The sequence below is a fragment of the Pseudoalteromonas sp. 10-33 genome (assembly GCF_001469195.1).
GTDB lineage: Bacteria > Pseudomonadota > Gammaproteobacteria > Enterobacterales > Alteromonadaceae > Pseudoalteromonas.
In genome coordinates, this window is the sequence record NZ_LOFI01000023.1 from 135,923 (window position 1) to 162,610 (window position 26,688).

General features: G+C 39.6%; 28 protein-coding genes and 1 pseudogene. 19 read left to right on the top strand and 10 right to left on the bottom strand.

Annotation, left to right across the window (positions count from 1 at the left end; translation table 11 throughout):
- Positions 1–192: a BcsR/BcsP family cellulose biosynthesis protein gene (gene bcsR / locus ATS76_RS11470; protein ID WP_058405069.1), complete on the bottom strand. Its 192-nt coding sequence runs from the start codon at positions 190–192 to the stop codon at positions 1–3.
- A 114-nt stretch (positions 193–306) separates the two neighbouring features.
- Here bcsR and bcsE point away from each other — a divergent pair, with 114 nt between their 5' ends.
- The 4 genes from bcsE to tyrR all read left to right on the top strand — a co-directional run bounded on the left by bcsE (position 307) and on the right by tyrR (position 5,408).
- Positions 307–1,923 (top strand): cellulose biosynthesis protein BcsE, encoded by a 1,617-nt coding sequence (gene bcsE, locus ATS76_RS11475; RefSeq protein WP_058552253.1) that lies wholly within the window; start codon positions 307–309, stop codon positions 1,921–1,923.
- A 3-nt stretch (positions 1,924–1,926) separates the two neighbouring features.
- Positions 1,927–2,103, top strand: coding sequence for a hypothetical protein (locus tag ATS76_RS19310; protein WP_201020874.1), 177 nt, complete (start codon positions 1,927–1,929; stop codon positions 2,101–2,103).
- Positions 2,100–3,680, top strand: a complete 1,581-nt coding sequence (gene bcsG, locus ATS76_RS11480) for a cellulose biosynthesis protein BcsG (protein WP_058552254.1) — start codon at positions 2,100–2,102, stop codon at positions 3,678–3,680. Before ATS76_RS19310 ends, bcsG begins: the two co-directional genes overlap by 4 nt.
- 171 nt (positions 3,681–3,851) lie before the next feature.
- Positions 3,852–5,408 carry a transcriptional regulator TyrR gene (tyrR, locus tag ATS76_RS11485; RefSeq protein WP_006791402.1) on the top strand — a complete coding sequence of 519 codons (1,557 nt, stop codon included), beginning with the start codon at positions 3,852–3,854 and terminating at the stop codon, positions 5,406–5,408.
- A 25-nt stretch (positions 5,409–5,433) separates the two neighbouring features.
- Here tyrR and ATS76_RS11490 read toward each other — a convergent pair whose 3' ends face one another.
- Positions 5,434–5,928: a hypothetical protein gene (locus ATS76_RS11490; RefSeq protein ID WP_058552255.1), complete on the bottom strand. Its 495-nt coding sequence runs from the start codon at positions 5,926–5,928 to the stop codon at positions 5,434–5,436.
- A gap of 108 nt (positions 5,929–6,036) precedes the next feature.
- Between ATS76_RS11490 and ATS76_RS11495 the strand changes: the two genes are divergently transcribed.
- Positions 6,037–6,573: a thioesterase family protein gene (locus ATS76_RS11495; protein WP_058552256.1), complete on the top strand. Its 537-nt coding sequence runs from the start codon at positions 6,037–6,039 to the stop codon at positions 6,571–6,573.
- A 31-nt stretch (positions 6,574–6,604) separates the two neighbouring features.
- On the opposite strand, the gene ATS76_RS11500 is transcribed toward ATS76_RS11495, so the two are convergent.
- On the bottom strand, positions 6,605–6,913 hold the full coding sequence (locus ATS76_RS11500) for an EscU/YscU/HrcU family type III secretion system export apparatus switch protein (protein ID WP_058552257.1): 309 nt from the start codon (positions 6,911–6,913) through the stop codon (positions 6,605–6,607).
- Between the two features lie 2 nt (positions 6,914–6,915).
- Positions 6,916–9,540, bottom strand: coding sequence for a flagellar hook-length control protein FliK (gene fliK, locus ATS76_RS11505; RefSeq protein ID WP_058552258.1), 2,625 nt, complete (start codon positions 9,538–9,540; stop codon positions 6,916–6,918).
- Between the two features lie 113 nt (positions 9,541–9,653).
- Between fliK and ccmA the strand changes: the two genes are divergently transcribed.
- Genes ccmA through ATS76_RS11555 form a run of 10 tightly spaced genes read left to right on the top strand, consistent with a single transcriptional unit; the run spans position 9,654 to position 17,371 of the window.
- Positions 9,654–10,274: a cytochrome c biogenesis heme-transporting ATPase CcmA gene (gene ccmA / locus ATS76_RS11510; protein ID WP_152995644.1), complete on the top strand. Its 621-nt coding sequence runs from the start codon at positions 9,654–9,656 to the stop codon at positions 10,272–10,274.
- The gene (ccmB, locus tag ATS76_RS11515) at positions 10,274–10,960 is read left to right on the top strand and encodes a heme exporter protein CcmB (RefSeq protein ID WP_058405077.1); all 687 of its coding nucleotides are present in this window, start codon (positions 10,274–10,276) and stop codon (positions 10,958–10,960) included. Before ccmA ends, ccmB begins: the two co-directional genes overlap by 1 nt.
- On the top strand, positions 10,960–11,697 hold the full coding sequence (locus ATS76_RS11520) for a heme ABC transporter permease (RefSeq protein ID WP_008127600.1): 738 nt from the start codon (positions 10,960–10,962) through the stop codon (positions 11,695–11,697). Before ccmB ends, ATS76_RS11520 begins: the two co-directional genes overlap by 1 nt.
- Positions 11,698–11,699: 2 nt before the next feature.
- The gene (gene ccmD, locus ATS76_RS11525; RefSeq protein ID WP_006791394.1) at positions 11,700–11,903 is read left to right on the top strand and encodes a heme exporter protein CcmD; all 204 of its coding nucleotides are present in this window, start codon (positions 11,700–11,702) and stop codon (positions 11,901–11,903) included.
- Positions 11,900–12,379: a cytochrome c maturation protein CcmE gene (gene ccmE, locus ATS76_RS11530; RefSeq protein ID WP_006791393.1), complete on the top strand. Its 480-nt coding sequence runs from the start codon at positions 11,900–11,902 to the stop codon at positions 12,377–12,379. Before ccmD ends, ccmE begins: the two co-directional genes overlap by 4 nt.
- A gap of 2 nt (positions 12,380–12,381) precedes the next feature.
- A complete protein-coding gene (locus tag ATS76_RS11535) occupies positions 12,382–14,352 on the top strand; it encodes a heme lyase CcmF/NrfE family subunit (RefSeq protein ID WP_058405081.1) in 1,971 nt (656 codons plus the stop codon).
- Positions 14,349–14,918: a DsbE family thiol:disulfide interchange protein gene (locus ATS76_RS11540; protein ID WP_058552260.1), complete on the top strand. Its 570-nt coding sequence runs from the start codon at positions 14,349–14,351 to the stop codon at positions 14,916–14,918. Before ATS76_RS11535 ends, ATS76_RS11540 begins: the two co-directional genes overlap by 4 nt.
- On the top strand, positions 14,918–15,379 hold the full coding sequence (locus tag ATS76_RS11545; RefSeq protein WP_058552261.1) for a cytochrome c-type biogenesis protein: 462 nt from the start codon (positions 14,918–14,920) through the stop codon (positions 15,377–15,379). The genes ATS76_RS11540 and ATS76_RS11545 overlap by 1 nt, the downstream gene beginning before the upstream one ends.
- Positions 15,380–16,630 carry a c-type cytochrome biogenesis protein CcmI gene (ccmI, locus tag ATS76_RS11550; protein WP_058552262.1) on the top strand — a complete coding sequence of 417 codons (1,251 nt, stop codon included), beginning with the start codon at positions 15,380–15,382 and terminating at the stop codon, positions 16,628–16,630. It begins immediately after the preceding gene.
- 9 nt (positions 16,631–16,639) lie between these two features.
- Positions 16,640–17,371, top strand: coding sequence for an MlaA family lipoprotein (locus ATS76_RS11555; protein ID WP_008127611.1), 732 nt, complete (start codon positions 16,640–16,642; stop codon positions 17,369–17,371).
- An 81-nt stretch (positions 17,372–17,452) separates the two neighbouring features.
- Here ATS76_RS11555 and ATS76_RS11560 read toward each other — a convergent pair whose 3' ends face one another.
- Positions 17,453–18,676: an EAL and HDOD domain-containing protein gene (locus ATS76_RS11560; RefSeq protein WP_058552263.1), complete on the bottom strand. Its 1,224-nt coding sequence runs from the start codon at positions 18,674–18,676 to the stop codon at positions 17,453–17,455.
- A 332-nt stretch (positions 18,677–19,008) separates the two neighbouring features.
- Here ATS76_RS11560 and putP point away from each other — a divergent pair, with 332 nt between their 5' ends.
- Positions 19,009–20,487, top strand: a complete 1,479-nt coding sequence (gene putP / locus ATS76_RS11565) for a sodium/proline symporter PutP (protein ID WP_058552264.1) — start codon at positions 19,009–19,011, stop codon at positions 20,485–20,487.
- Between the two features lie 71 nt (positions 20,488–20,558).
- Here the strand turns inward: putP and ATS76_RS11570 are convergent, their stop codons facing one another.
- Entirely contained in the window at positions 20,559–20,876 is a 318-nt protein-coding gene (locus ATS76_RS11570; RefSeq protein WP_006794841.1) for a YebG family protein, read from the bottom strand.
- A 313-nt stretch (positions 20,877–21,189) separates the two neighbouring features.
- Between ATS76_RS11570 and ATS76_RS11575 the strand changes: the two genes are divergently transcribed.
- Positions 21,190–21,486 carry a ComEA family DNA-binding protein gene (locus tag ATS76_RS11575; RefSeq protein WP_058552265.1) on the top strand — a complete coding sequence of 99 codons (297 nt, stop codon included), beginning with the start codon at positions 21,190–21,192 and terminating at the stop codon, positions 21,484–21,486.
- Between the two features lie 10 nt (positions 21,487–21,496).
- On the opposite strand, the gene ATS76_RS11580 is transcribed toward ATS76_RS11575, so the two are convergent.
- The 3 genes and pseudogenes from ATS76_RS11580 to ATS76_RS11590 all read right to left on the bottom strand — a co-directional run bounded on the left by ATS76_RS11580 (position 21,497) and on the right by ATS76_RS11590 (position 23,535).
- Positions 21,497–21,799: a hypothetical protein gene (locus tag ATS76_RS11580; protein WP_058552266.1), complete on the bottom strand. Its 303-nt coding sequence runs from the start codon at positions 21,797–21,799 to the stop codon at positions 21,497–21,499.
- Positions 21,800–21,804: 5 nt separating this feature from the next.
- The gene (dsbB, locus tag ATS76_RS11585; RefSeq protein WP_006794837.1) at positions 21,805–22,323 is read right to left on the bottom strand and encodes a disulfide bond formation protein DsbB; all 519 of its coding nucleotides are present in this window, start codon (positions 22,321–22,323) and stop codon (positions 21,805–21,807) included.
- Between the two features lie 241 nt (positions 22,324–22,564).
- Positions 22,565–23,535 (bottom strand): annotated as a pseudogene (locus ATS76_RS11590) (integron integrase).
- 250 nt (positions 23,536–23,785) lie between these two features.
- Between ATS76_RS11590 and ATS76_RS11595 the strand changes: the two are divergent.
- Both ATS76_RS11595 and ATS76_RS11600 read left to right on the top strand, forming a co-directional pair.
- Positions 23,786–24,220 carry a hypothetical protein gene (locus ATS76_RS11595; RefSeq protein ID WP_058552267.1) on the top strand — a complete coding sequence of 145 codons (435 nt, stop codon included), beginning with the start codon at positions 23,786–23,788 and terminating at the stop codon, positions 24,218–24,220.
- A gap of 138 nt (positions 24,221–24,358) precedes the next feature.
- On the top strand, positions 24,359–24,865 hold the full coding sequence (locus tag ATS76_RS11600) for a hypothetical protein (protein WP_058552268.1): 507 nt from the start codon (positions 24,359–24,361) through the stop codon (positions 24,863–24,865).
- A 40-nt stretch (positions 24,866–24,905) separates the two neighbouring features.
- On the opposite strand, the gene ATS76_RS11605 is transcribed toward ATS76_RS11600, so the two are convergent.
- The gene (locus ATS76_RS11605) at positions 24,906–26,168 is read right to left on the bottom strand and encodes an IS110 family transposase (protein WP_058552269.1); all 1,263 of its coding nucleotides are present in this window, start codon (positions 26,166–26,168) and stop codon (positions 24,906–24,908) included.
- Positions 26,169–26,688: the final 520 nt, after the last annotated feature.

The window sequence follows — 26,688 nt, forward strand, 5'->3', positions numbered from 1 at the left end:
TTATTTATTATTGGTTGTTTTTATTGCGTCATCAATTTCTTTTAATAGCGCGTATTTGTTTATTGTTTTTTGATTTTTTTGTGTATTCATAATTTCAATGTAGTCATCGCTTTTCCCACCAAAACGGCGAGCTAGGTTTTCTATGTCACTTGATGTGAGTATTTGTGAGCTTTTTGTAGCTAAATTGTTCATCACAACCTTTGTAAGCGTAATTTTTTATTTTATTAAAAGTGGACAATATTTGGCTATTATATATAGAATAGCGGCCAAAACTAGTAAAAAAGTATTTTTTTAAGGACTTTTTAAGTGCATAACTTTAACATACCGGGATTAGAGCCAGCTGCAAAGGAGTTAAAATCGGCTTCAAGTTATGCTGTTTTGGCGCCTTTAGACAATTTTGTTGTTGAACTTGCTTTACATGCAGTTAACCAAAGTCTCTCAAATGATATCTATATTGTTTCTCAAGAAGTTGAATCATTTTTTGAATCGCCCTATTCGGCTGCACTTAACAACGCTTATAAACGCAATAAGGTTCACCCGTTTTCATTTTCATCTGAAACCCAACACTACTCAATAGAGCGCACAAATAAAGGTATAATAAAAGAAATTAGCGCCTATAAAAATTCAAAAAATGCCCTTGTGTTTATTCACTTGAGTACTGAATTACTCAGTGCTACGAGCGAAGCAAATATAGGTGTAATTCTGAGTGATTACAGTGAGTTTGCTAAAAAAGCAGGGGTGACCTTGTTGTTTTTGATATCGGGTCCAGAAGTAACACATTACCGATTTTTAATGAGGCGCTTAAATACTATTTTTGATGGCTTAATTTTTGTTGATAATGACTCTGCCACACGTGTTTTAGATTATGATTACTGGTTGCATAGCACGGGCGTTTTTGCTGAAAAACAATTCCAGCTTGCAATTGAAAACAATCAGTTTGCTGTTTCAGAGACTAATATTAACGAGCAAAAAATGCCAAACGGCAGTCATTTTCCTGATGAAGATCACGTATGGTTAGTGCAAAGTGCGGTGCCTATAGGCACAAAATTACCCACACACTATTATACCGCTAAAGACAATAATGAGTTGTTCGATAAAGGCCCAAAATTAAAGGCCGCAACACTTGTTTTTGCTGTTACTCGCTATACTGATTTAGCGCAATTAGGTAAACAGTGCTTTGAGCTCAGAAAAAACTGTGGTCGTTGGTTAAAATTAGTTATACAAAATGTAGATGGCGTAATACGTCACCAAGATGAATGCTTATTTTTAACGTTAGGCGTAAATCTTATTTTGTATAGTTTTTCTGAGCCTTCGCGGTTATTATCTCAAATCCAGTCTATTCAAGGCTTTCAATTTTCGAGGCCATTACCTCCATCTGTTGAACATGTTTTAAAGTTTACTGAAAACACCTTCTCTAAAGGCTATCTCCCTTTTGATGAGTTTACACGCCAGGTTGAAGTTCATAGCGACTCTGCGGTTAACTTAGGGGTAAGCGGTGTGTTAGTTAAGCTTGAGTTACTGCCACGAATAGATCCGATTCATCCTTTACACTTGTTCCATATTAAGCGTGAAGGAGATGTTTTTAGCCTTGCGGATAACACAGTATATTTGTACTTGCATGCGTGTAGAGAAAACGATGTAAATAATGCAATTAAACATTTGTTTAAATTACAAACCAATGATTTTTTTGTGCAGCAAAATGTTATTTCAGACCACTTTCATATACAGCAAGAGTGTAAGCAACTCAGACGATTTTATGCCGGTAAGCCCGTTGTTGATTATTCTAAGCAGTTAACCGAAAATGACAGCTATAAATTTGAACCCAGTGTGTCAAAACATATTACAGAGGCATTAGAAACGCCCGAGTTTACAAATGATGCGCGCCCCGATGCGGTATCATTTGTGATGAGATTAAAGGTCTAACCCATGAGTATTGATCAGCTTTTTATTACCGCTATTTTGGCTATGCTCGTCGGTATTATGTTATGCATGTCAGCAACCTACATACTAGCCAGAGTAAAAAAATATTATTACAAGCTTACTTTTAAACATGAAGTACTTGAACCTTACACACCCAATAACAAAAAAAAGGATGAGCAGTGAAATTATCAGGTTTAGGAGCTTGGAACCTTTATTTTCTGGCTAAATTTGCCCTATTTTACTACGGTGCAATTGATTTTAATTTATTGACCAATGCTGCACTTGCTGCTCTTTTAGCAATCAAGTTCAAAAAGGCAATAATCGAAAAAGCAAAGCACGTATTAGGCGGCTTTTTGGCAATTATTATATTGTATCAAGACTCGTGGTTACCGCCTTTAAATAGACTAACTAAACAAGCAGGTAATGTTCAAGATTTTAGCTTTGGCTATTTTATTGAGCTTTTAGCACGCGTAATTAGTGTTGATATGTTATTAGCATTATTTGTTATCACAGTCTGCTTTTGGTACACATCGCAGTGGTTACGCTTTACAACGATCACCATTGTGGGGTTACTCATTATTGGCTGGCAGGGAGACAGCGAACAATCGTCAACTGTTGCTGGTAACAGCTCAGCGAATACCACCCTATATAATCAACCTGAGCAACAAACACAGGTCATTACTCGCGCCACTCAAACACCTGATCAAAAACTCACTGATTTTTACCAGCAACAAAGCCACCTAGTGAGTCACTTTCCTTCGCAGGTAAATGGTGAGTTATTTGATGTCATTGTGTTAAATATTTGCTCTATGGCAATTGATGATTTAAATGCCATTGGTGTCAGTGTTGAAGATATGTTTAGTGACTTCGATGTGGTGTTTTCAGACTTTAATTCGGCCACATCGTACAGTGGGCCTGCCGCAATTAGGTTGCTTCGAGCAAGTTGTGGGCAAACCAGTCAAACCGCTTTATTTAACGATGCACCAGAGCAGTGCTATTTATTTAAAAATTTAGAAAAGCTAGGGTATCAAAGTAGCGTGGTAATGAACCACGATGGGCATTTTGATAACTTTAAAGGTTTAATTGATCAATTTGGTGGTTTGAATAATAAACCACTTAATATCAGCTCAATGCCGGTGGCTCAATATGGGTTTGATAATAGCCCTATATACTCTGACGGGGCTGTATTGAACAACTGGCTTGAAAATGAGGCTGACGATTGTAAGCCATGTGCAATGTACTACAACACAACAAGTTTGCACGACGGTAACCAGTTAGCTAATCAAAAACGTATGAATAGCCTTGAAAGTTACCCAATCAGGCACGCTAATTTACTATCTGATATTAACCGCTTTATTAAAAACCTTGAAAAGCGTGGTCGTAACGTCATGCTAATGATAGTGCCTGAGCATGGCGCAGCATTAAAGGGTGACAAGGTTCAATTTGCTGGCCTTCGTGAAATACCCAGCCCTAGCATTGTATCAGTGCCGGCGGCTATTAAATTTATTGGTCCGGATGTTCAAAGTTATTCGCAAATTATGATTAACGAATCGACTAGCTACTTTGCCCTGTCTGAAATTGTTGCTAAAACACTCGAAACAAATGTTTTTGGTGGCAACAACAGCATTGCAAATTTAGTAGAAAACCTACCTAAAGCATCAAAAGTAGCCGAAAATGCGGGTACAATTATGATGTACGTTAATAAACGCCCTTACATACAACTTGATGGCGAAGAATGGTCTGCCTATCCTCAAGGTTAAAAAAAATTTAGCTATGCAGTAGGCTAGCACTGCTGCATAGCGTATTTAGGCTGTTATTCCTATGCCTTAAGTAAAACGCAAGTTTGTCCAAAAATGTTTACAATAAGCTACCTTCTCAAAGCGACTTAGCGTATTATTCGGCTAATTTAGTTTTTCCTGCTTTGAGGATGTATGCGTCTAGATATTCACTGTGCTGATAGAATCGGTATAGCCCAAGAAATCCTTAATATTTTAGTTAACTACAGTGTTGATTTAAAAGGTATTGAGGTTGATTCTGTTAATTGCCGTATGTATGTGAGCTTTCCCGAAATTGAGTTTGAGCAGTTTCAAAAAATCATGCCTTCGATTCGCCTTATTGATGGTGTGCATGATGTACGCACTACCGCATTTCTTCCTTCTGAACGAGAGCATAACGAATTAAATACCTTATTACGTGCATTACCTGATGGGGTTATTTCTATTGACGCTAAGGGCTGGGTGCGTTTATGTAATGATGCTGCGTGTAAAGATTTGCAGTTAAGCGAAAAAGAAGTAATTGGTGCCAATATTAATAACTTACTCAAAGGCTTTAACTTTACGCGTTGGTTGGAAGGCAAAGAAGTGTTGGGGCAAACCACCCGAGTTGAAGTCGCTGGAGAAGACTTTATTGCTGATATTTTGCCTATTGCCGTGCCGCAAGGCAGTGAAGGCGATGTGTTAGCTGGTGCCGTTATTAATATTAAGTCGCAAAGTCGTTTAGGGCAGCAAGTTAGTGCATTCAGACGCTACGGACAAGAGAGCTTTGCAACCATTCATAACTTTAGTACTGCAATGCGCCGTGTTGTTCGTGAAGCTCGAAAAATGGCGCAACTAGAAGCCCCAATACTCATTACTGGTGAAACGGGCACAGGTAAAGAGTTACTTGCGCGAGCGTGTCATTATGCATCTAACCGATCAGTTAAGCCGTTTATTGCGCTTTCGTGCGCGTCGTTACCTGACGATGTAGCAGAGTCTGAATTATTTGGTTATGCAGGCTACGAAGAAAATGCAGCTCCTAAACGCGGTGTACTAGAGCAAGCCGATGGCGGTACTGTATTTTTAGATGAAGTGGGTGAAATGTCGACCCAATTGCAAACTAAACTTTTACGCTTTTTACAAGACGGGACTTTCAGAAAAGTAGGCGATGAGAACGAAGTAAAGGTAAATGTTCGTATTGTTGCTGCTACTCAAAAAGATTTACCCGCAATGGTACAAGAAGGTGTTTTTAGAGAAGATTTATACTACCGAATTAATGTATTAACACTCGAAATTGCGCCATTAAGAGATCGTAAAGCTGATGTAGGGCCACTCGCAGAGCACTTTATTCAAAAATACGCACAACAAAATGGCCACGCCATTCCGTTATTATCACAAGAGTGCTTAAGCTTTTTACAAGAATACCCATGGCCGGGTAATGTACGCCAACTTGAAAATGCGATTTACCGTGCAGTGTCCTTGCTAGATGACAGCGAGTTACGTTTAGAGCATTTACAACTGCCTACGTTTACCCATGAATTAGGGTATTTGGAGTCAGACTTTGAGGGGTCGCTTGATCAAGCAGTAAAACGTTTTGAAGCCACATTATTACGTAAGCTTTATCCTGCCTACCCAAGTTCAAGGCAGCTCGCTAAACGTTTAGGGCTTAGTCATACCGCAGTGGCAAATAAGCTACGCGACTACGGTATTAATAGAAAAACCGTTAAGGTTTAGATTTTTCTAAAACAGAAATATGGGGCTAGTTTTTAGTGCCCATATTTTTTGTAACACCATCAATAGCAATAGTTTCAATACCGTCTTCATTAAAGTTTATAACAATACTGGCATTGTTACGGGTAAAAAAGTAACTACGGTTATTTAACTCTATAACGTAATCGCCTTTTACTCGGTCACTAAACTTTTGCTTTTTCAGCCACACAGTATGCTCGCCAATTTGCCAATTAAACCCTTCAATAAAACCATTGTTAAACTCTTGCACCCATACCTGGCTTTCATCTTTTGATAGTGTAATAGCCACTGAGTATGAACTTGGGATGCTTTGCATAGCGTAGCTTTTAGCGCCAATTTTAAATTGTTCAGCTTTTTGCTGCCATGCAAAACCAAATTCAAAGTTTTTTTGTATTCCAGTGGAGTAGGTAATGGTCCCTTTTCCTGGCAGTGAAAAATCAGCTAGCGCTGAATAGCTTGGTAGGAGTAATCCAATAAACGTAATTATATGTAGTAGAGATTTCATAAGCGTTTTATTTTTATATATATGAGTGAATTAAGAGTAAGGGAGAACATTCGTCTTCGCAAGTGCTTGTGATACACTCAATTAAATTTTACTGGTAAGACCTTTGTTGTGAACTTATATATTCGACTCCTATTATTATTTTTTAAGATTAAGCGTAATAAACACTATCAAGATTTACTCGATACCGTAGATATTGACTACAAAGCGCTCCCTACTGACTGTGATATTAATCTGCATTTAACTAATTCGCGTTATTTGGCAATGATGGACTTGTCGCGAACGTGGATGACCGAGCGGGTTGGTTTACTTAAGCAAATAATGAAACGCCGGTGGTTTCCTATCGTTAATGCGACAGCAATCACTTATATTCGTGATATAAAACCGATGCAAAAATACACCATTAGTACTAAGTTAGTAGGGTGGGATCATAAGTATTTTTACATAGAGCAAAAATTCCACTCTGACCGAGGTTTGCATGCTATAGCCTACGTGCGTGGTGTGTTTAAAAGCAAAAAAGGCGTTATAAGTATTGAAGAAATGCTTGAAGTGGCTGGCTTTAAAGGTAAAACGCCTATTTTGCCAAGCGAAGTAATGCATTGGAAAGAAATGCTTGAGCAGAAAAAAATGACTAATTTACCAAAGTAAACGTTAAAGGCGCTTAGCGCCTTTTTTAATGTTAAGCTTTTATATTCAACTTACCCTGAAAGTCCTGCCATCCTGGTGGAAATTGCCCACGTAATACATACGAAAACGCAATCAGTTCTGCAATCACAAAATAAAGCTCTTTTGGAATTTCTTCACCTAATTCGAGGTGCGATAAGGTTTTTGCTAAGTCAGGGTCTTCGTGGATCATGATCCCTTTTTGTTTGGCGGCTGCAATGATTTCTTCAGCTAATTCGCCAAAGCCTTTAGCACTTACCGTGGGGGCGCTCCCGGTTTCGTATAAAAGGCCAATTGCTGATTTGCTTTTAGGGGGAGGACTCATAACTACACCTTAATATTAATAATTGCATGAGATTTATAAAAAGCAGCATGGGTTGCTTCGCCTCGTTTTAGGTTTAGCTCGGCAACTTGTAAGCCGTGTTTAGCAAGTTTTGAGCGCAAGTTATCTAGGTGAGGGTGCGCAATAGCACTCACCTCTTGGCTTGAAGCGAGTAACTGACAGTCAAGTGATTTGTCCATTAGCTCGGCTGTAATTTGCAGTTGTCCAAGCTCGGCATAATCAAAATTTAATCTAACAAACCATACATTTTTCGGCTCTAGTTTATCGGCCGATGGCTTTTTATATTGCCCAAGCGTTATTTCTGTTTGGGCTGCTTCTGGCGGTAATTTCATCGGCAATAAAAATTGTGCCAGCGGGTTACTCTCAGGTTGCTGGTTAGGTGTTGATACATTAACTTGTGTGAGCGCATTTTTAACCTGAACAAGCTCTCCAGCAAGCGCTTGAACTTGTGATTGCTGCAGTTGATCGAGTATTTTTGAACTTGCTTTGCCAGTTTTAAACGTAGGCATAAGCACCTGTAGCAATGCATCAATGCCTGTTTTTGACTCAAAAGTAATAGGGGTTACAGATTGGTTAATAATAGGGGCGGCCAAAATACTGACGGCTAGCTGCTCAAGCCCTTTGGTGAAGCTACTTTGCAGGGTGTCATGCGTTAAGCTGTGAGGTTGCAATGTCGCCAGTATTTCTCTTTGCACAGCAGTCGGGCTGACGTTGCTGCTTGATACCATCCGATTAAAAGCCTGATTAACCAGTGCATTAAGGTCAGGTGTTTGTTTAGTGGCTTTAACTTGAATATCGGCTATTTGACTGCTCAATGGGGGTTTTTCTTCAGAGATTTTTTGAGTTGAGTCATGCGATGGTGGCAGTTTTAAAAGCGGTGTTAATATTTTAGCTTCAATAGGTTGAAGCATTTGGCTTTGTGAAGCAATAGTCGCAGTGTTATTAAAAACTGTACTTAAAAGGTTATTATTTGTTGGTGTTAAAGATAAAACGTGTGTTTGCTGAGCTGTTTGGCTATTAGGCTTGGGGATAGGCAGCGTGGCCAGTTTATTATCTGTGTTAGCTTGTTGAACATGACTAAGCCCCACTTTTGTTAGAGGCAGAGAATTTAACGCTTTAACTCTAGTTTGTTTTTGCGGTTCGTTATTTAAGGTAGTTTGAACTTGGGCTGTTGAGCTTTTTAATACTTGCTCTGTATTTTTGGCTGCGTGTTCTGCTTTTATTTGAGTGCTTAACGGTGCAACTGATTGTGTACCTAGCGCTGTTTTACTTTGCTGAGTGGCTTTTTCGATTTGTGGCTGCTTATTTTCTGATGTATTTGTTGTTTTTGCATCAGGTATTTGCAAATGACTACTCACAACTTTGGCGTTAGGAGATTGCCAAACAGCGACATTTGCTTTTATTAACTGCGTTAACTGCACAATAGGCGGCAGTTGAGAGAAATGCTTAGGTAAAATATTAGCACGATCACCACTGGGCTTTTGCGCATTAGTAGCAACTTGTAAACCTGCATGCTCAATTACATTAATTTTATTTGTTAAGGGGGGAGTGGCTGTTAACTGCTTGTTTAAAGTGAGTGATGGCGAGAGTTGAGCTTTATTTTCGTTTGCAAACGATTTGTTTTCAAAATAGCTAACTGCATCATTAATTCGTGTTTTTAAATCACTAAAACTTGTTTGAAGCCACGATTTTATAGGGCTATGAGTACTCACCAATGGGCTTAATTTAATGCTGCTATTATTGTGTGTGAGTGAGGTTGATAAATTGGCGTGTTGCGCAGTCAGTAATTCATTAAAGGGTTTGGAAAAAGAGTTACTTAGCATCACTTTTGCGTTTTCGGCTTGTGTTTTTATTACTAGCTTGTCTGCTTGATTTGTTAGACTTACTTTTACTGGCGAACGAGGAATTTCAGCTAGCTGCGCGTTCGATACTTGTGTAGTAAAAGAACCTGATTTTTGAGGATGCGTTAAAATGGCTAATTTTGGCGTTGCGTGTAGTTGTGCATTAGGTAACAAGCTTGTTAGCATTTTAACCAGCTTCGTTTGGCTTAGCGGTTGTGTATGAACGGTATCAGCAAAGCGATTAATAACATTAATTTGCGCCCCTTTACTGCTGGTGCTCATAACTAGCTTTAAGGGTTGCTCTGTGCTGAGCAATTGTGCCACGTCTTTATTAATGGCAATACTGGCATTGAACTTATCAATAATTAATTTTGGTGCCGGCGTTAAAGCAACCTGAACGGCAAGTGGTTTGCTTTCAACCTCGGCACCGGTACTAATAAAATTGAGTAAGCGTTGTAATTGAGCGGGTTTATTAATTGTGAGTGTTGTTACATTGGGTAAAATAGCAAGCTGTTTACCATCTGCACTTAATTGAATATTAGCGCTGGCTATTTTGTCTAAAGATTGAGGCGCATGGGTTGTACCTAGCCTGAGAGTTTGCCAATGCTTATTAACGAGTACGTCAAGGGTAATGGAGTCTTTAGAAAATTGAATGTTTTTAGCCGCAAGTACTTCACCTGGTAATTGTGGTAACTCATTGGTTTGGTTATTAGTTGATGAATTGATAACCAATGAATTAGATAATGTTATTTGCGTTGGCGTATTCATTATTTTAAATCAAGTTTTCTCTATTTTAAGTGAATCGATTTTAAAGCAATATTCGTATTACCCTATCATTATGGTAGACTAACGCCTAATTTTTGGCAGAGAGAATCGTCATCTTGTTACACATTAAGTCCGTCTCCTGCATCAAGCAAGAACGTTGTTTGTTTGCGGACCTTAATTTTAGCCTTAAAAGCGGTCAAATCATGCAATTAGCGGGTCCTAACGGGGCTGGTAAAACATCGCTATTGCGTATCATCGCCGGTTTTTCTGCGCCTGATGAAGGTGAGGTTTTGTATCAAAAACGCTCAATAAATAAATACTATGAAGAGTTTGCTCACGACTTACTTTTTATAGGCCATAAAACGGGTGTTAACATACAGTTGAGCGCTGTTGAAAATGTAAGTTTTTGGTTGCGGATTAATGGCTATTCAAATGAGCCCGACCTATATCCAATTTTGGCAAAGCTAGGTTTGGTGGGCCTTGAAGACGTGCCTGTTAGAATGCTGTCAGCAGGCCAGCAACGACGAGTTGCATTAGTTAGGCTTTGGCTAAGCGACGCAAAGTTATGGGTATTAGACGAACCATTTACCGCACTCGATAAAAGCGGTGTTGCATTTTTGCAGCAGCGATTTACTCAGCACTTAAATAATAATGGCGCCATATTATTAACTACCCACCAAGATTTAACCGCTCATTTTAGTGATTTACAAACAGTCACATTGGAGTATCGTCACTGATGACTCGTCAACACTCTTATTGGTTACTATTTAGCGCGGTTTTTATTAAAGATGTGAAGCTTGCTTTTCGCCAGCGAGCTGAAATTGTAAACCCAATATTGTTTTTTTTAATTGTTATTTCATTGTTTCCGTTAGCAATAGGCCCTGAGCCCGGTCTGCTTGCTAGAATGGCGCCCGGTATTATTTGGGTTGCCGCTTTACTCTCTACCATGTTGGGTTTAGATAAATTGTTTAGAGATGATTTTAATGATGGATCTCTTGAGCAGTTAATTGCCTCATCGTACCCTTTGTCACTCACAGTGCTTGCGAAAGTAGCAGCCCATTGGGTGGTAACGGGATTGCCCCTAGTACTCATGACACCACTGTTTGCGTTGTTACTTAACTTAGACAGTAATGCGCTGGTGGCCACTGTTTTAACGTTATTACTGGGTACACCGTTATTAAGTTTTATTGGTGCAATAGGTGCTGGGCTTACTGTTGGGCTACAAAAAGGGGGTATTTTGATGAGTTTACTCGTACTGCCTTTATATATTCCTGTTCTAATTTTTGCAACGTCGGCTATCGATACCAGTGTTATGTCGCTGGATTATAGCGGGCAACTTGCCATCCTTGGTGCTATGTTAGTCATAGCTATAATTAGCGCACCAATCGCCATATCGTCAGCTTTAAAAGTGAGTATAAGTTAATGTGGAAGTGGTTACATCCCTATGCTAAAGCAGAGCGTGCATACCAGTTATGCAATACGTTACTGCCTTATTTTGCCGTAGTTACGGTTGTTAGTATGCTCGTTGGTTGGGTGTGGGGGCTTGGTTTTGCACCTGCCGACTACCAACAAAAAGACAGCTACCGTATCATTTTTATTCACGTTCCTTCTGCCATTTTATCAATGGGGGCATATTCCTCTATGGCCATTGCAGCTATTGTTGCACTTGTATGGCAACTCAGAAATGCAGAACTTGCCGTAATTGCGATAGCCCCTGTTGGCGCATGTATGACTGCAATAGCACTTATAACCGGGGCTGCATGGGGTAAACCTATGTGGGGCGCTTGGTGGGTGTGGGATGCACGACTCACATCGGAGCTTATTTTATTATTTTTATATTTGGGCGTCATTTCGTTATACCACGCTTTTGAAGATAAAAAATCAGCGGGCCGTGCTGCATCTATCTTAGCGATTGTAGGGGTGATCAATTTACCAATCATTCACTTTTCGGTTGAGTGGTGGAACACCCTCCATCAGGGAGCCAGCATCACTAAATTCAATACCAATGCAGTTGACCCAAGCATGTTTTGGCCACTAATGGTAAATATTTTAGCCTTTGCAGCGTTTGTTGGCACCGTCACTTTAATTCGTCTTAAAAATGAAATTTTGCAACGTGAAAAGCATCGCCCATGGGTGCGCCAGTTGCTTAATAGGGGGTAATTATGCAGTTTGACTCTTTTTCTGATTTTATTGCAATGGGAGGCTATGGATTTTATGTATGGCTTTCATTTGGCACATGCGCACTTATTTTACTGGGTATTTTAGTGAGCTCTTTAAGAGATACTAAGCATATTATGGCTTCAGTAGAGCAACAAATTGTGCGTGAAGAGCGTATAAAACAAGCCAAGCAGGAGCAAGCATCATGAATCCCAGACGTAAAAAACGCTTATTAGTCATTGTTGCTATTTTATTTGGTTTGGGTTCTGCCATAGGTTTAGTGCTTTATGCTTTACAAGAAAACATAAACTTATTTTATACCCCAAGTGAGTTGATTGATGGCAAAGGCCCAAACAAAGAAAAACCTTTTATTGGTCAAAAGCTTCGTATTGGCGGCATGGTAGTCCCAGGATCTGTTGAAAGAAACGAGCAAAGCTTAGAAGTAAGCTTTAAATTAATTGATACAGGTCCATTAGTGACTGTGAAATATCAGGGGATATTGCCTGATCTGTTTCGCGAGGGGCAGGGTATTGTTGCGCAAGGTGTTTTAATTGAACCTAATGTCATTGAAGCGTTTGAAGTACTTGCCAAGCATGATGAAGAATACATGCCGGCAGAAGTTGCTGAGGCGGTTAAAGGCATTAAGCACGAAAAACCAAAATACAACCTAGATAGTGGTAATTAGCTATGATCCCAGAAATTGGTTACTTTTCTTTAACGCTCGCCATGGTGCTGAGCGTTTTATTATGTATTTTTCCACTTTGGGGCGCACATACAGGTAATCTTCGCTTAATGCGTGCAGCCCCCTCTTTAGCTATTGGTCAGTTTGCGTTTGTATTAATTTCGTTTGCTGCGCTTATATACGCAAGTTTAACTGATGATTTTACCGTGTCATATGTGGCTTATCATTCAAGTAGCACGCTACCATGGTATTACAAAATAACATCGACTTGGGGCGGCCATGAAGGGGCTATTTTGCTTTGGTTAGTGATGCAAGCTGGATGGACTGCTGTCGTAGCTGCTCGCTCAAAGTCATTACCTTGGGTTTTACGTGCCCGTGTTTTAGGTGTACTTGGCTTCTTAGGTGTCGGCTTCATGATGTATACATTACTTCTATCAAGCCCATTTGAACGTTTACTTCCTTACTTTCCGGTAGAAGGACGAGATTTAAACCCTCTTTTACAAGATCCCGGTATGATTATTCACCCGCCGTTACTTTACATGGGCTATGTTGGCTTATCGGTTGCATTTTCGTTTGCAATTGCAGCACTTTTAACTGGAAAACTCGACAATACATGGGCTAAATGGTCACGCCCGTGGACAATGACCGCGTGGGGCTTTTTAAGCCTAGGTATCACAATTGGCAGTTGGTGGGCTTATGCAGAACTTGGCTGGGGTGGCTGGTGGTTTTGGGATCCAGTAGAAAACGCGTCGCTAATGCCATGGCTTGTTGCAACCGCTTTGCTTCATTCGCTAAGCGTGACAGAAAAGCGCGGTATTTTTAAGTCGTGGACTGTTTTACTGGCAATTGCTGCATTTTCGTTAAGTTTGCTAGGCACGTTTATCGTGCGTTCAGGCATTATTGTATCTGTTCATGCGTTTGCAACAGATCCAGACAGAGGTTTGTTTATACTTGCCTTTTTAGGAATAGTTGTTGGCGGTGGTTTAGCGCTTTATGCACTTCGGGTATCGCAGGTTCATAGCGAAGGTCGATACAAGTTTGTATCGCGCGAAGTGGCATTATGGCTAAATAATATCTTTTTAGTTGTCGCAACCTTAATTGTATTACTAGGTACTTTGCTGCCTATGGTGCATAAAGAAATGGGCTTAGGTAGTATTTCTATAGGCGAACCATTTTTTAATAAGATGTTTGCAATACTACTGGTGCCATTTGCTATTTTAATGGGTATTGGTCCTTTTTTACGTTGGAAGCAAAACAAATGGGCGTTTTTACAAAATAAAATCGCGGTAGGTGTTTTGGCCAGTGTGGCAATTACTTGTGTATGGTTATTTTCAGCTTACGATGAAGTCACACCGCTTACACTATTAGCAACAACACTGGGTGTGTGGGTTGCCATTTCAACCTTGATAGACATAGTCACTAAAGCTGCAGTGCATGGCACATTAAAAGAAGGGTTAAAACGCTTAGGTGTTAGTTATTGGGCCATGGTGTTGGGCCACATTGGTATGGCATTTGTTATTGCGGGTGTTGCGCTAACCTCTGCGTACTCGGTTGAGCGCGACGTATCGATGAAGCAGGGCGATACAGTGCAGCTAAACCAATATAACTATCGTTTTGAAGGTGTTAAAACAATTCGTGGGCCTAATTACAGTGGCCATGCTGGTGTTGTTACGGTGCTAAAAAACGATGACGTAGTGACTCGTTTGTACGCTGAAAAACGTAAATACGACATTGGCATGCAGTTTATGACTGAAGCCGCCATTGATGCTGGTTTTACACGTGATTTATACCTAGCACTCGGTGAGCAATTAAGCCAAGGGGCTTGGTCGCTTCGCATATACCACAAGCCATTTGTGCGTTGGTTATGGATTGGTGGTGTATTAATTTCACTTGCAGGGTTTATGATTTTGTTTGATAAACGTTACCGTACATCTGCAAAAACAGCTCGAAAAGCGGCAGCGGAGAGTGTGTTATGAACCGTAAATTGTTAGCCATAGCGCCTCTTTTAGCCTTTGCTTTTATTTGTATATTTTTATACCAAGGGCTGTTTGCAAACCCACGTGAAATACAAACCGGGCGAATTGGCCATGAAATGCCGGCTTTTACCCTTCCTGATTTAATGCAAGACAACAAGCAATGGACCAACGAAGCGTTAAAAGGCGAGGTTTATTTATTGAATGTGTGGGGCACGTGGTGCCCAACCTGTTTAGCAGAGCTGGGTTACTTAACAAAGTTGCGAGAGCAAGGCGTTAAAATTATTGGCTTGTATTATGTGCAAGGCTACGACGCCGACTTTGATGGTCCGTTTGACATGCAAGCACTACGTACTGAAGTACAAGACATGCTTGAGCGTGCGGGTAACCCTTATCAGTTTAATATTTTGGATTTACACCGCACGCTGTCGTTAGATTTGGGTGTGTCGGGTGCGCCAGAAACATTTTTAATCGATAAAACCGGCACCATTTTGCTACACCATACCGGTGATATTAATCCACGAGTATGGCGTTCTAAATTTGCACCTATGATGCAGGAGCTAAAATAATGAAGTGGCTATTGTTTTCACTCAGCCTTTTACTAACTACAAGCGCATTAGCACAAGCCGATCGCTACGTGTTTGATACCGACGAGCAAGCGGTTCGTTTTGAAGAGCTTACAAAAGAACTTCGTTGTCCTAAATGTCAAAACCAAAATATTGCAGATTCAGACGCTATTGTTGCCAAAGACCTTCGTGAAAGAGTGGTAGAGCTAGTTAAAGAAGGTAACAGCAAAGACGAAGTAATTGACTACATGATTGACCGCTATGGTTATTTTGTTCATTACGACCCGCCTGTTACACCTGCAACACTGGTGCTTTGGGTATTGCCGGTACTCATTGTTATTGTTGGATTTGGTTTTATTGTAATTCGTCAGCGTAAAGCGTCTGTAAAGCAGACCTGGAGCAACCAGGATGAAGTACTTTTAAATAAGTTAATTGAACAAAATAAACGTCAGGAGCAAAGTTAAATGATTTTAATGTGGGCGTGTTTTGCTTTACTCACACTGATTGCACTGGCGTTTGTTATGCTGCCTTTTTTGCAAAAAGAGCGTGTTAAAACAATTACTCATAACGCAAATGCAGAGCTTATAAGTATTTATGAACAGCGTTTGGTTGATTTAAAGACCGATTTAGATAATCAACGTATAGATGATGCTAACTATTCTGAGTCGATAGTTGAACTAAAACGCCGCTTACTTAATGAGCTTTCACCAGAAAAATCATTGATTAGTAAAGGTAACAACCGCATTTTTGCCCTGACAGGGGGTGCATTTGTTATTGCACTAAGCGGTATTTTTTATAGTTTAACGGGTAGCCAACAACAAATATCAGCATGGCACGATGCCATGGATAACCTGACCGAATACGGTGAGCGCGCTGTGATGCAAAAAGGCGAGCAGCTTACTCAAAATGAGCTACAAGCATTTGCACTGGCACTGCGCACTAAGTTAAGCCGTTCAGGCGATGACGAAATGGCGTGGATGTTACTTGGTCGTGTTGCGATGTCACTGAATGAGTTTGATATGGCTCAGCAATCATTTGATAAAGCACTGCGCATGAACCCTGATAATAAACAGGTGTTAATAAGTTACAGCCAAATTTTGCTACTTGAAGGCAGCGAAGCGAATATGACGCGTGCTGCGGGTATGTTGTCAAAAGTATTAAATGCAGAGCCCACTAATTTAGATGCTATTTCGTTATTAGCGCTGATTGCTTACGAGCGAAAGGACTGGCCTCAAGCCAAAGCCGCATTTGAAGTATTGCTAGCCAGTATGGAAAAAAATGATTCTCGCTATGGTTTAATATCTCAGCGTATTGCAGATATAGAACTGCAAATGCAAAGCGAAGGCTCGGTAATGCCAGTGACTAAAGCCAATAGCATTGCTGTTACCGTTAATGTTGCCAGTGAGCTTATTAGTAAATTGCCGCAAGAAGGGACTTTGTTTGTATTTGCAAAAGCCGCGAGCGGTTCGCCAATGCCACTTGCTGCTGTAAAACTCACTTCATATTCATTCCCTGTTACAGTTGAGTTAAACGACAGCACTGCCATGGTTGAAGGTATGAACTTATCTAGCGCAGAAGATATTATTATATCGGCGCGTATTTCGCTTGATGACTCTGTTATGCCAAGTTCAGGTGAATTAGAAGGGCATTCTTCTTCACTAAAGCGTGAAAGCGTAAGTGAATACCAACTCCAAATTGATACATTAATACCTTAAGGACGACACATGTTAAGACAAAGTTTAGCTTTTTTAAGCTTTTTGATACTTGCCGGTTGTGCGCAAGTACCAGAAAGTAAAGTCGATGAAAGAGATCCACTGCAAAGTATTAACCGTCCGCTGTACGACTTTAATATGGATGTTTTAGACGCTTACATACTTCGCCCAGCAGCAGTGGGTTATGTTGCTGTGACTCCTGTGCCTGTGCGTCAAAGCATTGTTCACTTTACCGATAACCTAACGGCACCTGTCGACATGGTAAACGCGGGCCTACAGGGCAAACCGGGTAACGCAAGTGTTAGCCTTGCGCGCTTTTTAGTGAATTCTACCGTGGGCATTTTTGGTATTTTTGATGTTGCTAGCTCGCTTGGTTTAAATCGAGTAGATGAAGATTTTGGCCAAACAATGGGTGTGTGGGGCATTGGTGATGGTGCATACTTAATGCTACCTGCAATGGGGCCTACTACAGCTAGAAACTTAACCGGTGACGTAGTAGATAACTTTGTATTACCAGAAATAGCCCTAACTACACCACAAACGGTGTTAGTTTTTGCTTTAAAAGCAGTAGAAGCGCGCGCGTCTTTAATGGCGCAAGAAGGGCTTTTAAATGACTCACTTGACCCCTATTTATTTGTGAAAGATATTTATTTTCAACGTCAATTATTTGAGCTTTACGATGGCAATCCGCCAATTAAAGAAGAGCCAGCCGACTTTGATGAAGACTTTCTAGAAAGTTTATAAGTTGAATCAAACGTAAAAACGCCAGCTAAAAGCTGGCGTTTTTATTATGAAATAAGGTTTACTAAGTGCCCTACGTTATATTTAGGCATTAACCATCAAACTCATTTGCTCGTTAACCCAGCTTAATGCTTCATGATAAGCATCAGGTACTTTGTCGGCAATATTGAGTGCCTTAGAAATGTCGTTTGCTTGTGACCAATCAGCTTTTTCGTAGTGCTTAACAAGGTTTAAGTACTGCGCCAATAAGCCCTCGTTATCTAACAATGCTGCCTTAATATCGTTAGATAAAGGAAGCTTTTGCATCACACTTTGCATACTTTCATCTAAAATGGCATCCATTAGCGACATCATACCTGTTAAAAACGCCATGCCTGTATCTTTCATTTGCCCATGTGAAATAGCTAATAGTTCACAAAAGCGAGCGCGCGTGAGAGATAATCTAATTAACTCTACCGGTTTATCAGCCGATACTTGTGCAGCAAATAACAAAGAGAGCAGTTTTTTAATTTCTTGAGCGCCTAAAACAATAAGCGCTTGTTTTATTGTGCTTATTTCAGCTCGTCGTGTAAAAGCTGCTGAGTTTGAGTATCTAAGTAGTTTGTAAGACAGGTTTACATCACGTTCAAACACATCGGTGATTTTTTTAAGATCCATCTCTACACTTGACGTTTGGTAGAGTAATTCTGCAAGGGCCATTTCTGATGGCGGTAGCGCTTTGCTTTGAACCATTTCTGGTTTAGAAAAGAAAAATCCTTGAAAGTAATCAAAGCCAAGCTCTAACGCTAAGCTGTATGCTTCATACGTTTCTACTTTTTCTGCTAAAAGCTTTATATGCGGTTGTGCCTTTAGCTCTTTTATAATGGTTTTTATTGTTGCTAAATCACACGTTAAAAAGTCGATTTTAATAATATCGATAAACGGGTAAAAGTGGCGCCATACCGGCTGGTGAATATAATCATCGAGCGCGATGGTATAGCCCTTGTCTTTTAGGTCTTTAACAATAGCAAGTAAGCGTTTACCGGGTTGAATTGTTTCAAGTATTTCTACAACAATGGTGTCTTTACCCAATAGGGTAGGGTAACCCTTAAGTAAGGTTTCTAGTGTAAAGTTAATATAAGCAGGCTTGTTATCGGTTAAGTCTTCTAAACCAAAGTTAAACTGACTGCCTTCAATTAAGCGCGTAGTTGCTTCGTCACCATCTATATTGGGAAATACATTATCCACGCCATCACGAAACAAAAGCTCGTAGCCAATAAGCTCTTTATCACGATTTAAAATAGGTTGGCGCGCAGCATAAAAATACATAAAAAAATCCGTGTCAGTCAAGTCAGTCGCTATTGTAATAATATATTAGAAAACATACAAAATAGCATGCTGTATATTTTGCTAAATAATGAAATAGCATTATTAAATAAATGCGTTTAGCTATTTTTTACATGCTAAAACGCTTTTTTTAGCAATCGTTTTCAACATGATTATTTTTAAACTAAGAAAATACAACAAATAGAGATTTTTATGACAGGCATGATATAGTCCGAAAGAATGCTTTTATCCTAATAGTGACTTTATTATAAAATTTTAAGAGTCAATATTCGGATCAAAAGCCTGCTACTTTTAATTGTTTTATGGAGGCGAATTTGGAAACAGGAATGATCATTTCATTGTCACTATATTTTGTTGTTATGTTAGGTATTGGTTTATATGCCTATAAGCAGTCAACAAGTGATGTTTCTGGTTATATGCTGGGTGGTAGAAATTTGTCACCAAGTGTTGCAGCACTTTCAGCGGGTGCTTCAGATATGAGTGGCTGGATTTTAATGGGTTTACCTGGCGCCATGTTTGTTACTGGCTTAAGTAGCACATGGATTGCATTTGGTTTAATTGCCGGTGCATGGTTAAACTACTTTTTAGTTGCACCGCGTTTAAGGGTTTACACTGAAAAAGCGAATGACTCTATTACCATCCCTGATTACTTTTCTAACCGATTTAACGATAAATCAAATTTACTTCGTGTTGTATCGGCAGTTGTAATTATTGTGTTCTTCACACTGTATACCTCTTCAGGCGTTGTTGCCGGTGGTAAACTATTTGAAAGCTCATTTGGTTTAAGCTACGAAATGGGGCTGTATATCACAACGGGTGTTGTTGTTTTGTATACACTCTTTGGTGGCTTTTTAGCGGTTAGCTTAACTGACTTCGTGCAAGGCTGTATTATGTTTATTGCACTTATTTTAGTGCCCGCTGTTGCTTATTCATTATTAGATCAACCATTGCAGTCGACCTTAAACAGCGTTAACCCAGACATGCTTAGTTGGATAGGTGCGGGGTCTGCGCTAGGTATTATTTCAGCAATGGCGTGGGGCCTGGGTTACTTTGGGCAACCACATATTATTGTGCGTTTTATGTCGGTGCGCAGTGTTAAAGATATGCCAACAGCGCGTCGTATTGGTATGTCTTGGATGATTGTTGCTGCGATAGGCGCTGTAGGTACAGGTATTTTTGGTGCGGCTTATACGTACGAAAATAATATAGTAGTGGATGATCCTGAAACTATATTCCTGATCCTTTCAGAGCTCCTGTTCCACCCACTTATTGCTGGCTTTTTACTTGCTGCAATATTAGCTGCAATTATGAGCACAATTTCATCTCAGCTATTAGTAAGTTCAAGCTCACTAACTGAAGATTTTTACAAAACATTTTTACGTAAAGAAGCCAGTGACGCAGAGCTTGTACTGGTAGGGCGCATTAGCGTGTCTATTGTTGCAATACTCGCTATTTACCTAGCGTACGATAGAGACAGCTCTATTTTAGATTTAGTAAGTAATGCGTGGGCAGGCTTTGGTGCTGCATTTGGGCCGCTTGTATTGTTTAGCCTTTACTGGAAACGTATGAACTTTGCTGGCGCGCTTTCGGGTATGGTTGTGGGTGCGGTTACCGTTTTATTATGGATTTACGGCCCGTTCACAATCAATGGTGAAAGTTTAAGTAGCGTAATGTACGAAATTGTCCCGGGCTTTATACTCGCGAGTATTGCTATTGTAGTTGTAAGTTTAGCAACCAATGAGCCTAATTCAGATATAACAACGTTATTTGATGAAGTAGAAAAAGAGCTCTAATAATATTCGTTTTTATAAAAGCGATAAAAAAAGGGAGCAACTAAGTTGCTCCCTTTCTTTTTGCAAAATATTTAGCTTGCTTGTTTGGCGTTGTTATCGTCTATCGATGCAACGTTATCTGACTTTTTATTTTTACTTGCCGCTTTAGCTGTAGCAGGTTCTTTGGCACCTTTAAGTACCGACATAAAGTCGTCTTTGCTTTTTGCTATTTCTAACGCAAGCGATTCTATTTGTTGCTCACTTAATGGCACGTCTACTTTTTCTAGCATCAGCTCAAGTGATTCTGCTATGTCTAGCATTTTGTCATAGGCATCAGCTTCTTTTTTAGTAGTAAACGTCATACGCTCGACTCCGTTTCGTTCTACAACATATTTAACAACAACAGCCATGATTTCTCCTGCAAACTTGCTTGGCACTGTGGTTTATAAAAACCATAAGATTACTGTTTTTATATACAGTAAAGGTTTGCAAGTAAATATGCAAGCGCAGAGTTGTAATTTTTAAGTGTCTTAAATTTGACAAAAAACGGTAACTTAACTTTATTTAATATATCACTTGGTTGTACCAGCTGCATTTTAAGGATTTCGGAGAAAAGTGATAATGCATTTAGGTACCTCCAAAGTGGCTAGCCTCGCGTTTGTTATTTTTGGGTTCCTAATAATTAAAATAAATATGTTCTAAAATGGACAATAAGGACGATAAATGAAAACCTTTAAAATTTTACTTATAGCAAGCCTATTAAGTATCTTACCTATTGCTACCTCTTACGCGCAATTACCTGAAGTAAGCAAATCTATGGCTCAAATCGAGGCGGTGAGCATTAATGATGCAGATGCTAAAATGTTAGCTAAACTGCCTGGAATTGGTAAGAAAAAAGCACAAGCAATAGTAAATTACCGAGATGAAAATGGTGTATTTACAAGCCTTGAGGATTTAGCCAAAGTGAAGGGGATAGGTAAAAAAGTAATGAGCAAGTTAGAAGGTAAAGTTAAACTTTAAAAAAAGGGCGCTAAGCGCCCTTTTCATGTTGTAGGAGTGCTTCGTCTAGGTTTCTTCGTGCAAAATTAATATCAACAGGGGCGGTTAATAACGGATAAAAAAGTCCACCTAATAGTAAAAAAGGGATAATTAGCCAACCTTCAAAAAGGGTAAATATTAAAAATAATGGGCTTAATAGCAATATTTTGATAATACGGAGTAATACACGGTCTGTTGGCGACAACATTGATAAAGACCGTGCTATAACAAGCTGCCTCTCGCGTATTTTTAAATGCTGCAACTGTTTAAGTTGGCTAGAAAAAAATGTAAACATAATTATTAAACCGTTCTTTTTAGTATTAATCGACTGCCCAATACAATAAAAAAAGCCAGTGCGAAAAGTGCAAAAATAACTTCCATCCAAGCAGGCATGCTAAGCGATAAAAACTCCCAATCTATGTTACCGCAATCGCCAGTGGCTTCAAAAAAGCTTGGTATCCATTCATGCAACGGCATAAACGATGGAAAATTAGGCTCAAATTCACAGCTAAACGCAAACGGGTCTGTTGTCGTTTGCATATCTATGTGCTCACGGGCAATTAAATACCCCCAAATGCTCGATACTCCCCAAGCAGTGTATGCAACTATACGCATTACTTTACTTTGTGGATTAATTGACCCAACAATACCTGCGCCAAGTAACCCCAATACCGCGGTTCGTTGATAAATACACATAATGCAGGGCGCTAACCCCATTTTGTATTGAAAAAACAATGCGGTTACTTCTAGCAAAAAAACAATCGCAGAGAATAAAAGCCAAGGTGTTCGTTGAGTCGGTAATTGCGCAAGCCAGTTCATAAAAAGTCCGCTAATAAATAAGGCGTTAGATTATGACGCACGAAAAAGTAAGCGGCAACAAAAAGAGTGAGATAAAAAAGTTTTATAGCTATCCTCCAAAAAATGTTCCAGTACTCTAAAAGGCCATGTTGAAATACTCTGTGATATGTTTTTATGCATATTGTGGTATTGATGGATTTACATTTTTACTACTGAAAAATATGTGCTTTGCCCATTTGTTTGCCTCATAGTAGGCCTTATTCTAGAAAATTTTGCTTAACGGGCTAACAACACCGTTTGCCCCTTGCTGTAAAACATGAGTGTAAATCTGCGTGGTTTTAACATCTGTATGACCTAACTGAGCTTGCACCGTTCTTATATCTGCTCCACTTTGTAATAAGTGTGTTGCAAAAGAATGACGAAAGGTATGAGGCGTCACAATCTTTGTAATATTGGTTTGCTTTAATGCCTTTTTAACCGCTTTCCTAACACATGTAGGATGGAAGTGATGACGCCGTATCTCGCCGGTTTCTAGATCACTACTTAATTTATAGGAAGGAAATAAGTATTGCCACGCGAGTGATTTGTTAGCTGACGGATATTTACGAGCTAAAGCGTTTGGCATCCATACGCCTGCGTATTGTTCGTTTTGTAAATCTAATCGCAAATATTCTTCAACTTGCATAATTTGATTTCTAAGTAAAGGGAGCAACTCAGTTGCAAGTGTAACGATACGATGCTTATTGCCTTTCCCGTTCCAAATTTGAATGCATTTATAATCAAAATCAATGTCTTTTACTCGCAGCTGCACAGCTTCCATTACTCGCAAGCCACTACCATACATTAACCCCACGATTAAGTAATATCGCTTAGATAGATGAACCATCAATTGTTTGACCTCATCAGGGGTCATCACAACAGGCAATTTGGGTTGTCGTTTACTTCGTGCAAAGTTCAAGTTTAACGAAAGTTCATTTTTGACAATATGTTTATATAAAAAAACTAACGCATTTAAAGCTGCACATTGTGTTTTAGCTGACATGTTACGTTTTAATACAATATGGTCTAAAAACGCTTCGACTTCTGAATCTCCCATTGAGCTTGGGTGGCGTTTGTTGTGAAAGTGAATAAAGTTTGGATCCAACTCAAATAAGCATTAATAGTTCTTAATGAATATTGTCGAGTGAGCATATAGTCCGCAATGTAATTTAAATACGCAGAGCGAGTTTTCATTTTCAATCCGCCGAATTTTAACTGTATATATGTACAGTTGTAGCTCAGTCGCTCGCATAGTCAAGAAAACGACCCAGTCGCTCGTTTTATACTGAGAGGAAAAACGAGCACTGATGAATTTTAATAACACTGGCAATTAGTTGACAAGTTTGCTAAAAATAAACCAATAAGAAAACGAGCTACGCTTTGGTAGAAATACGCGCGATTAGCTCGCTATAAAATGTTAGGCAACCATAATTCGAGCAGAGCAATGAACGACGAAAAGTATAGAAGGATGGAGCTTAGAAAGGCTAATGGAACACGAGAGGTAAAGCCAATCGTGTCGCCTTCATATCATCGCGGGCCAGAATACCTTATTGCTCATGCATGCTTTCCTTGTCGTAAAAGCTTCAAAATGCTGCTTTTAGAGAGCGACAAAGCTCATAAGTGTCCTGATTGTGAAGGTCTTGTCTATGAGATGGGGCGTAGCTTTACTGCACCCAAAAAGACAGACATTAAGCAGTGGAAAAAGGTGTATGGTCTATACGTCGAGGGGTTTAGGTTTTTTGGTAGTGGTTTTCACAATGCAGAAAAGTTACCTGAAAAACTAAGTGATCTTAAATACTTTCTCCAGAGAAATTCTGAACATCATTTACGAATTGCAAAGCCAAATTATAGTGTTGAGTTTGAGCGAAATAATGCCTAACAATCACATCAAGGCTCGCCGCTTTGCGGTTGGACCTCCACTGCGTTGTCTGTTTTGGTGTTTCACGCTACGCTACACCAAAATAAACAACTACGTTACGGCCCCTTATGTGGGGCGTTAGCAAGCAAGGAAAGCACCGTGCAATATTCACTAATCTTAGCACTCTTATGTAGCTTAATTACTTTCGATAGTTTTGCCTGCTCAATTGCTGGGTGGAGAGTTTTTACACCGAGTCCTGAAGTATGGAAGCCAGCTCAGCTTGAACCACCAGAAAATGGTTTTTTTTGGGAGTTAGTCCCTAAACCGAATGTTGATTTAAGTGGCTTAACTAGAGGTACAGGAAAAAGAGGTTCCTCTTGTTCTGATTTTGGTATTATTGAAATTAATGTTTCTCTTCCTGAAGTAAGCTCTTATCAAATTTCTGATTTTGGTGTTTACGTCAGAATTGTAGATGGAACGCAACCTGATCTAATATTCCCAGATACACCTATGACTGGCCGCATAGAAAATGGAGTTATGAAATTGGTGTTTCCTTGGTTGGAGCCTCAAAATGTGGAGCTAATACCTTTGAATTTAACACTAGATATATTTTTAGTTTCACACAGACTTAATGTAGGAAAATCAACGAGGCTTGTGGTTAAATAGCTTGCTAACAACACACCCTGAGGTGGACGACTAGTGAAATTTAGCTATTAATTGCAAATTTTAAAAGTGGTGAGCCTCTGCGTTTCAATGCTGCTAAATACGTCGATTCATCGTAGGGTGTATTCGTTTTCCAACACCTAAATACAATCCTTATCCATTTAAATGCCAGTGATCTAATAATGCTGTTATGCGGCTTACTCTTGGCTTTTTGTTGCTCATAATACGCTTTAGCCCAAAATGAATATCGAATAGAAAAGCCTGCCCATTCTACAAATGTTTGCCTTAAAAAAGTGGGGCAACTATAACGCCAATGCGTCCACATTTTTTGACCGCTGCGCTCAATAACAGGTGCTATACCCGCGTACTTTTGCAGTTCTGCAGCATCATTGTAACGCGCACGATTACTCCCAAAAGCAACAAGTAAACGTGGGCCGAGTTGTGGACCTGCGCCGGGTAAGCTATCAAATATCTTTTTATCCTGCTGGGCTTTATAAGCAGATTTTATTGCTTTATCGAGCTTTTCAATGCCCTTTAATAACACTTTAAATTGCGTGATAAGCACTTCAACGAGCATTTGATTAGGTACAATTACTCCTTCGTCCAGAGTTAATGGCATCGCATTTTTGATACTGTCTAGTCGTGCATTATTAACCGCGCAATAGTGTGAATTATGACTCTCAAAAAAGTCGAGTAAAGTCTGTTTTCTTGCTTTTTTAACCGCAGTGAGCGATGGCCATTTCTGAATGAAGTCGCAGAATATATACGTGTCCTTTTCTTTAAACCATTCAAGTGCTTGCGGGTAATAATTCTTTAATGTCGCCGTTATTTTATTGGATAAATCGACACTGTCTTGCACTAAACTTCGGCGATATTCAACAAGCTGAGACAGCGTTCGCATAGCTGCTGACTCGGGCTCAATGACAGAGAGCTTATCCATGTGTAACTTAAGAATTTCAACTTGCAAAAAGGCATCTGATGGGTCATTTTTTGCGCCACTGGGCGTAAAAGCCTGGCGATATTTAGCAACAGCACAAGGATTAACGGTGAATAAAGTAAGGTGGTCGTATTTAGCTAATGCATAAATAAGCGGGCCTTTTTTAAGTTCGCAAACAATCGCTATTTTCTGGTCTGGATAACGCTGTTTAATATCCATAGCCCATTTATGCAACGCTTCAGGTCTGTGTTTAACTACGGTGTAATGATATTTATTAGTGCTTGTTGGATGCTCACAAATATCATGTTTTTTATCGGCCCAATCAATGCCAATGAGTGCAGCAAAATTATCAACGTTATATGCTTTCATTTTATAGCGCCTACGGTTAAAGTTAAGGACGGAATGTGCTTAAATCTCGTTTCTCGCAGGTCTTATAGATAGTCTTGGTCGGCAATCCCTGAGTATGCGTTTTGAAATCGAGGTGCTCTGTTGGCTCGAACGTCTTGTTAAAAACATTGGATGTTTGTCATTCAATATTCGTAACCAACAGAAGCATATTCCACTTAATATAATAGTCAGTTACTTTTAAATTAAGTGGCTTGGTCGAACTATAAGGCATTCAAACGGACAATTTACAGTTGGCTTTTGTTCGTTCCTCACTTATTTTAGCCAACTACAAATAGCCGCTTAATGTGGCGTAGGTTACCTTTGAAGTTATGCGTAAGTTTTTAAATGTGAGCAAACAACGTCAAAAAGCATTGGAGCAACAATTCCCAAGGCTTATAGATTTAGCTCAAGTTAACGAAACGAAAGAGTATACTTACTTAGCAGTCTCTATTTTTGACCATTGGCTTAATCGTGATGAAGCAATGGAGTTATTAGGTGATCT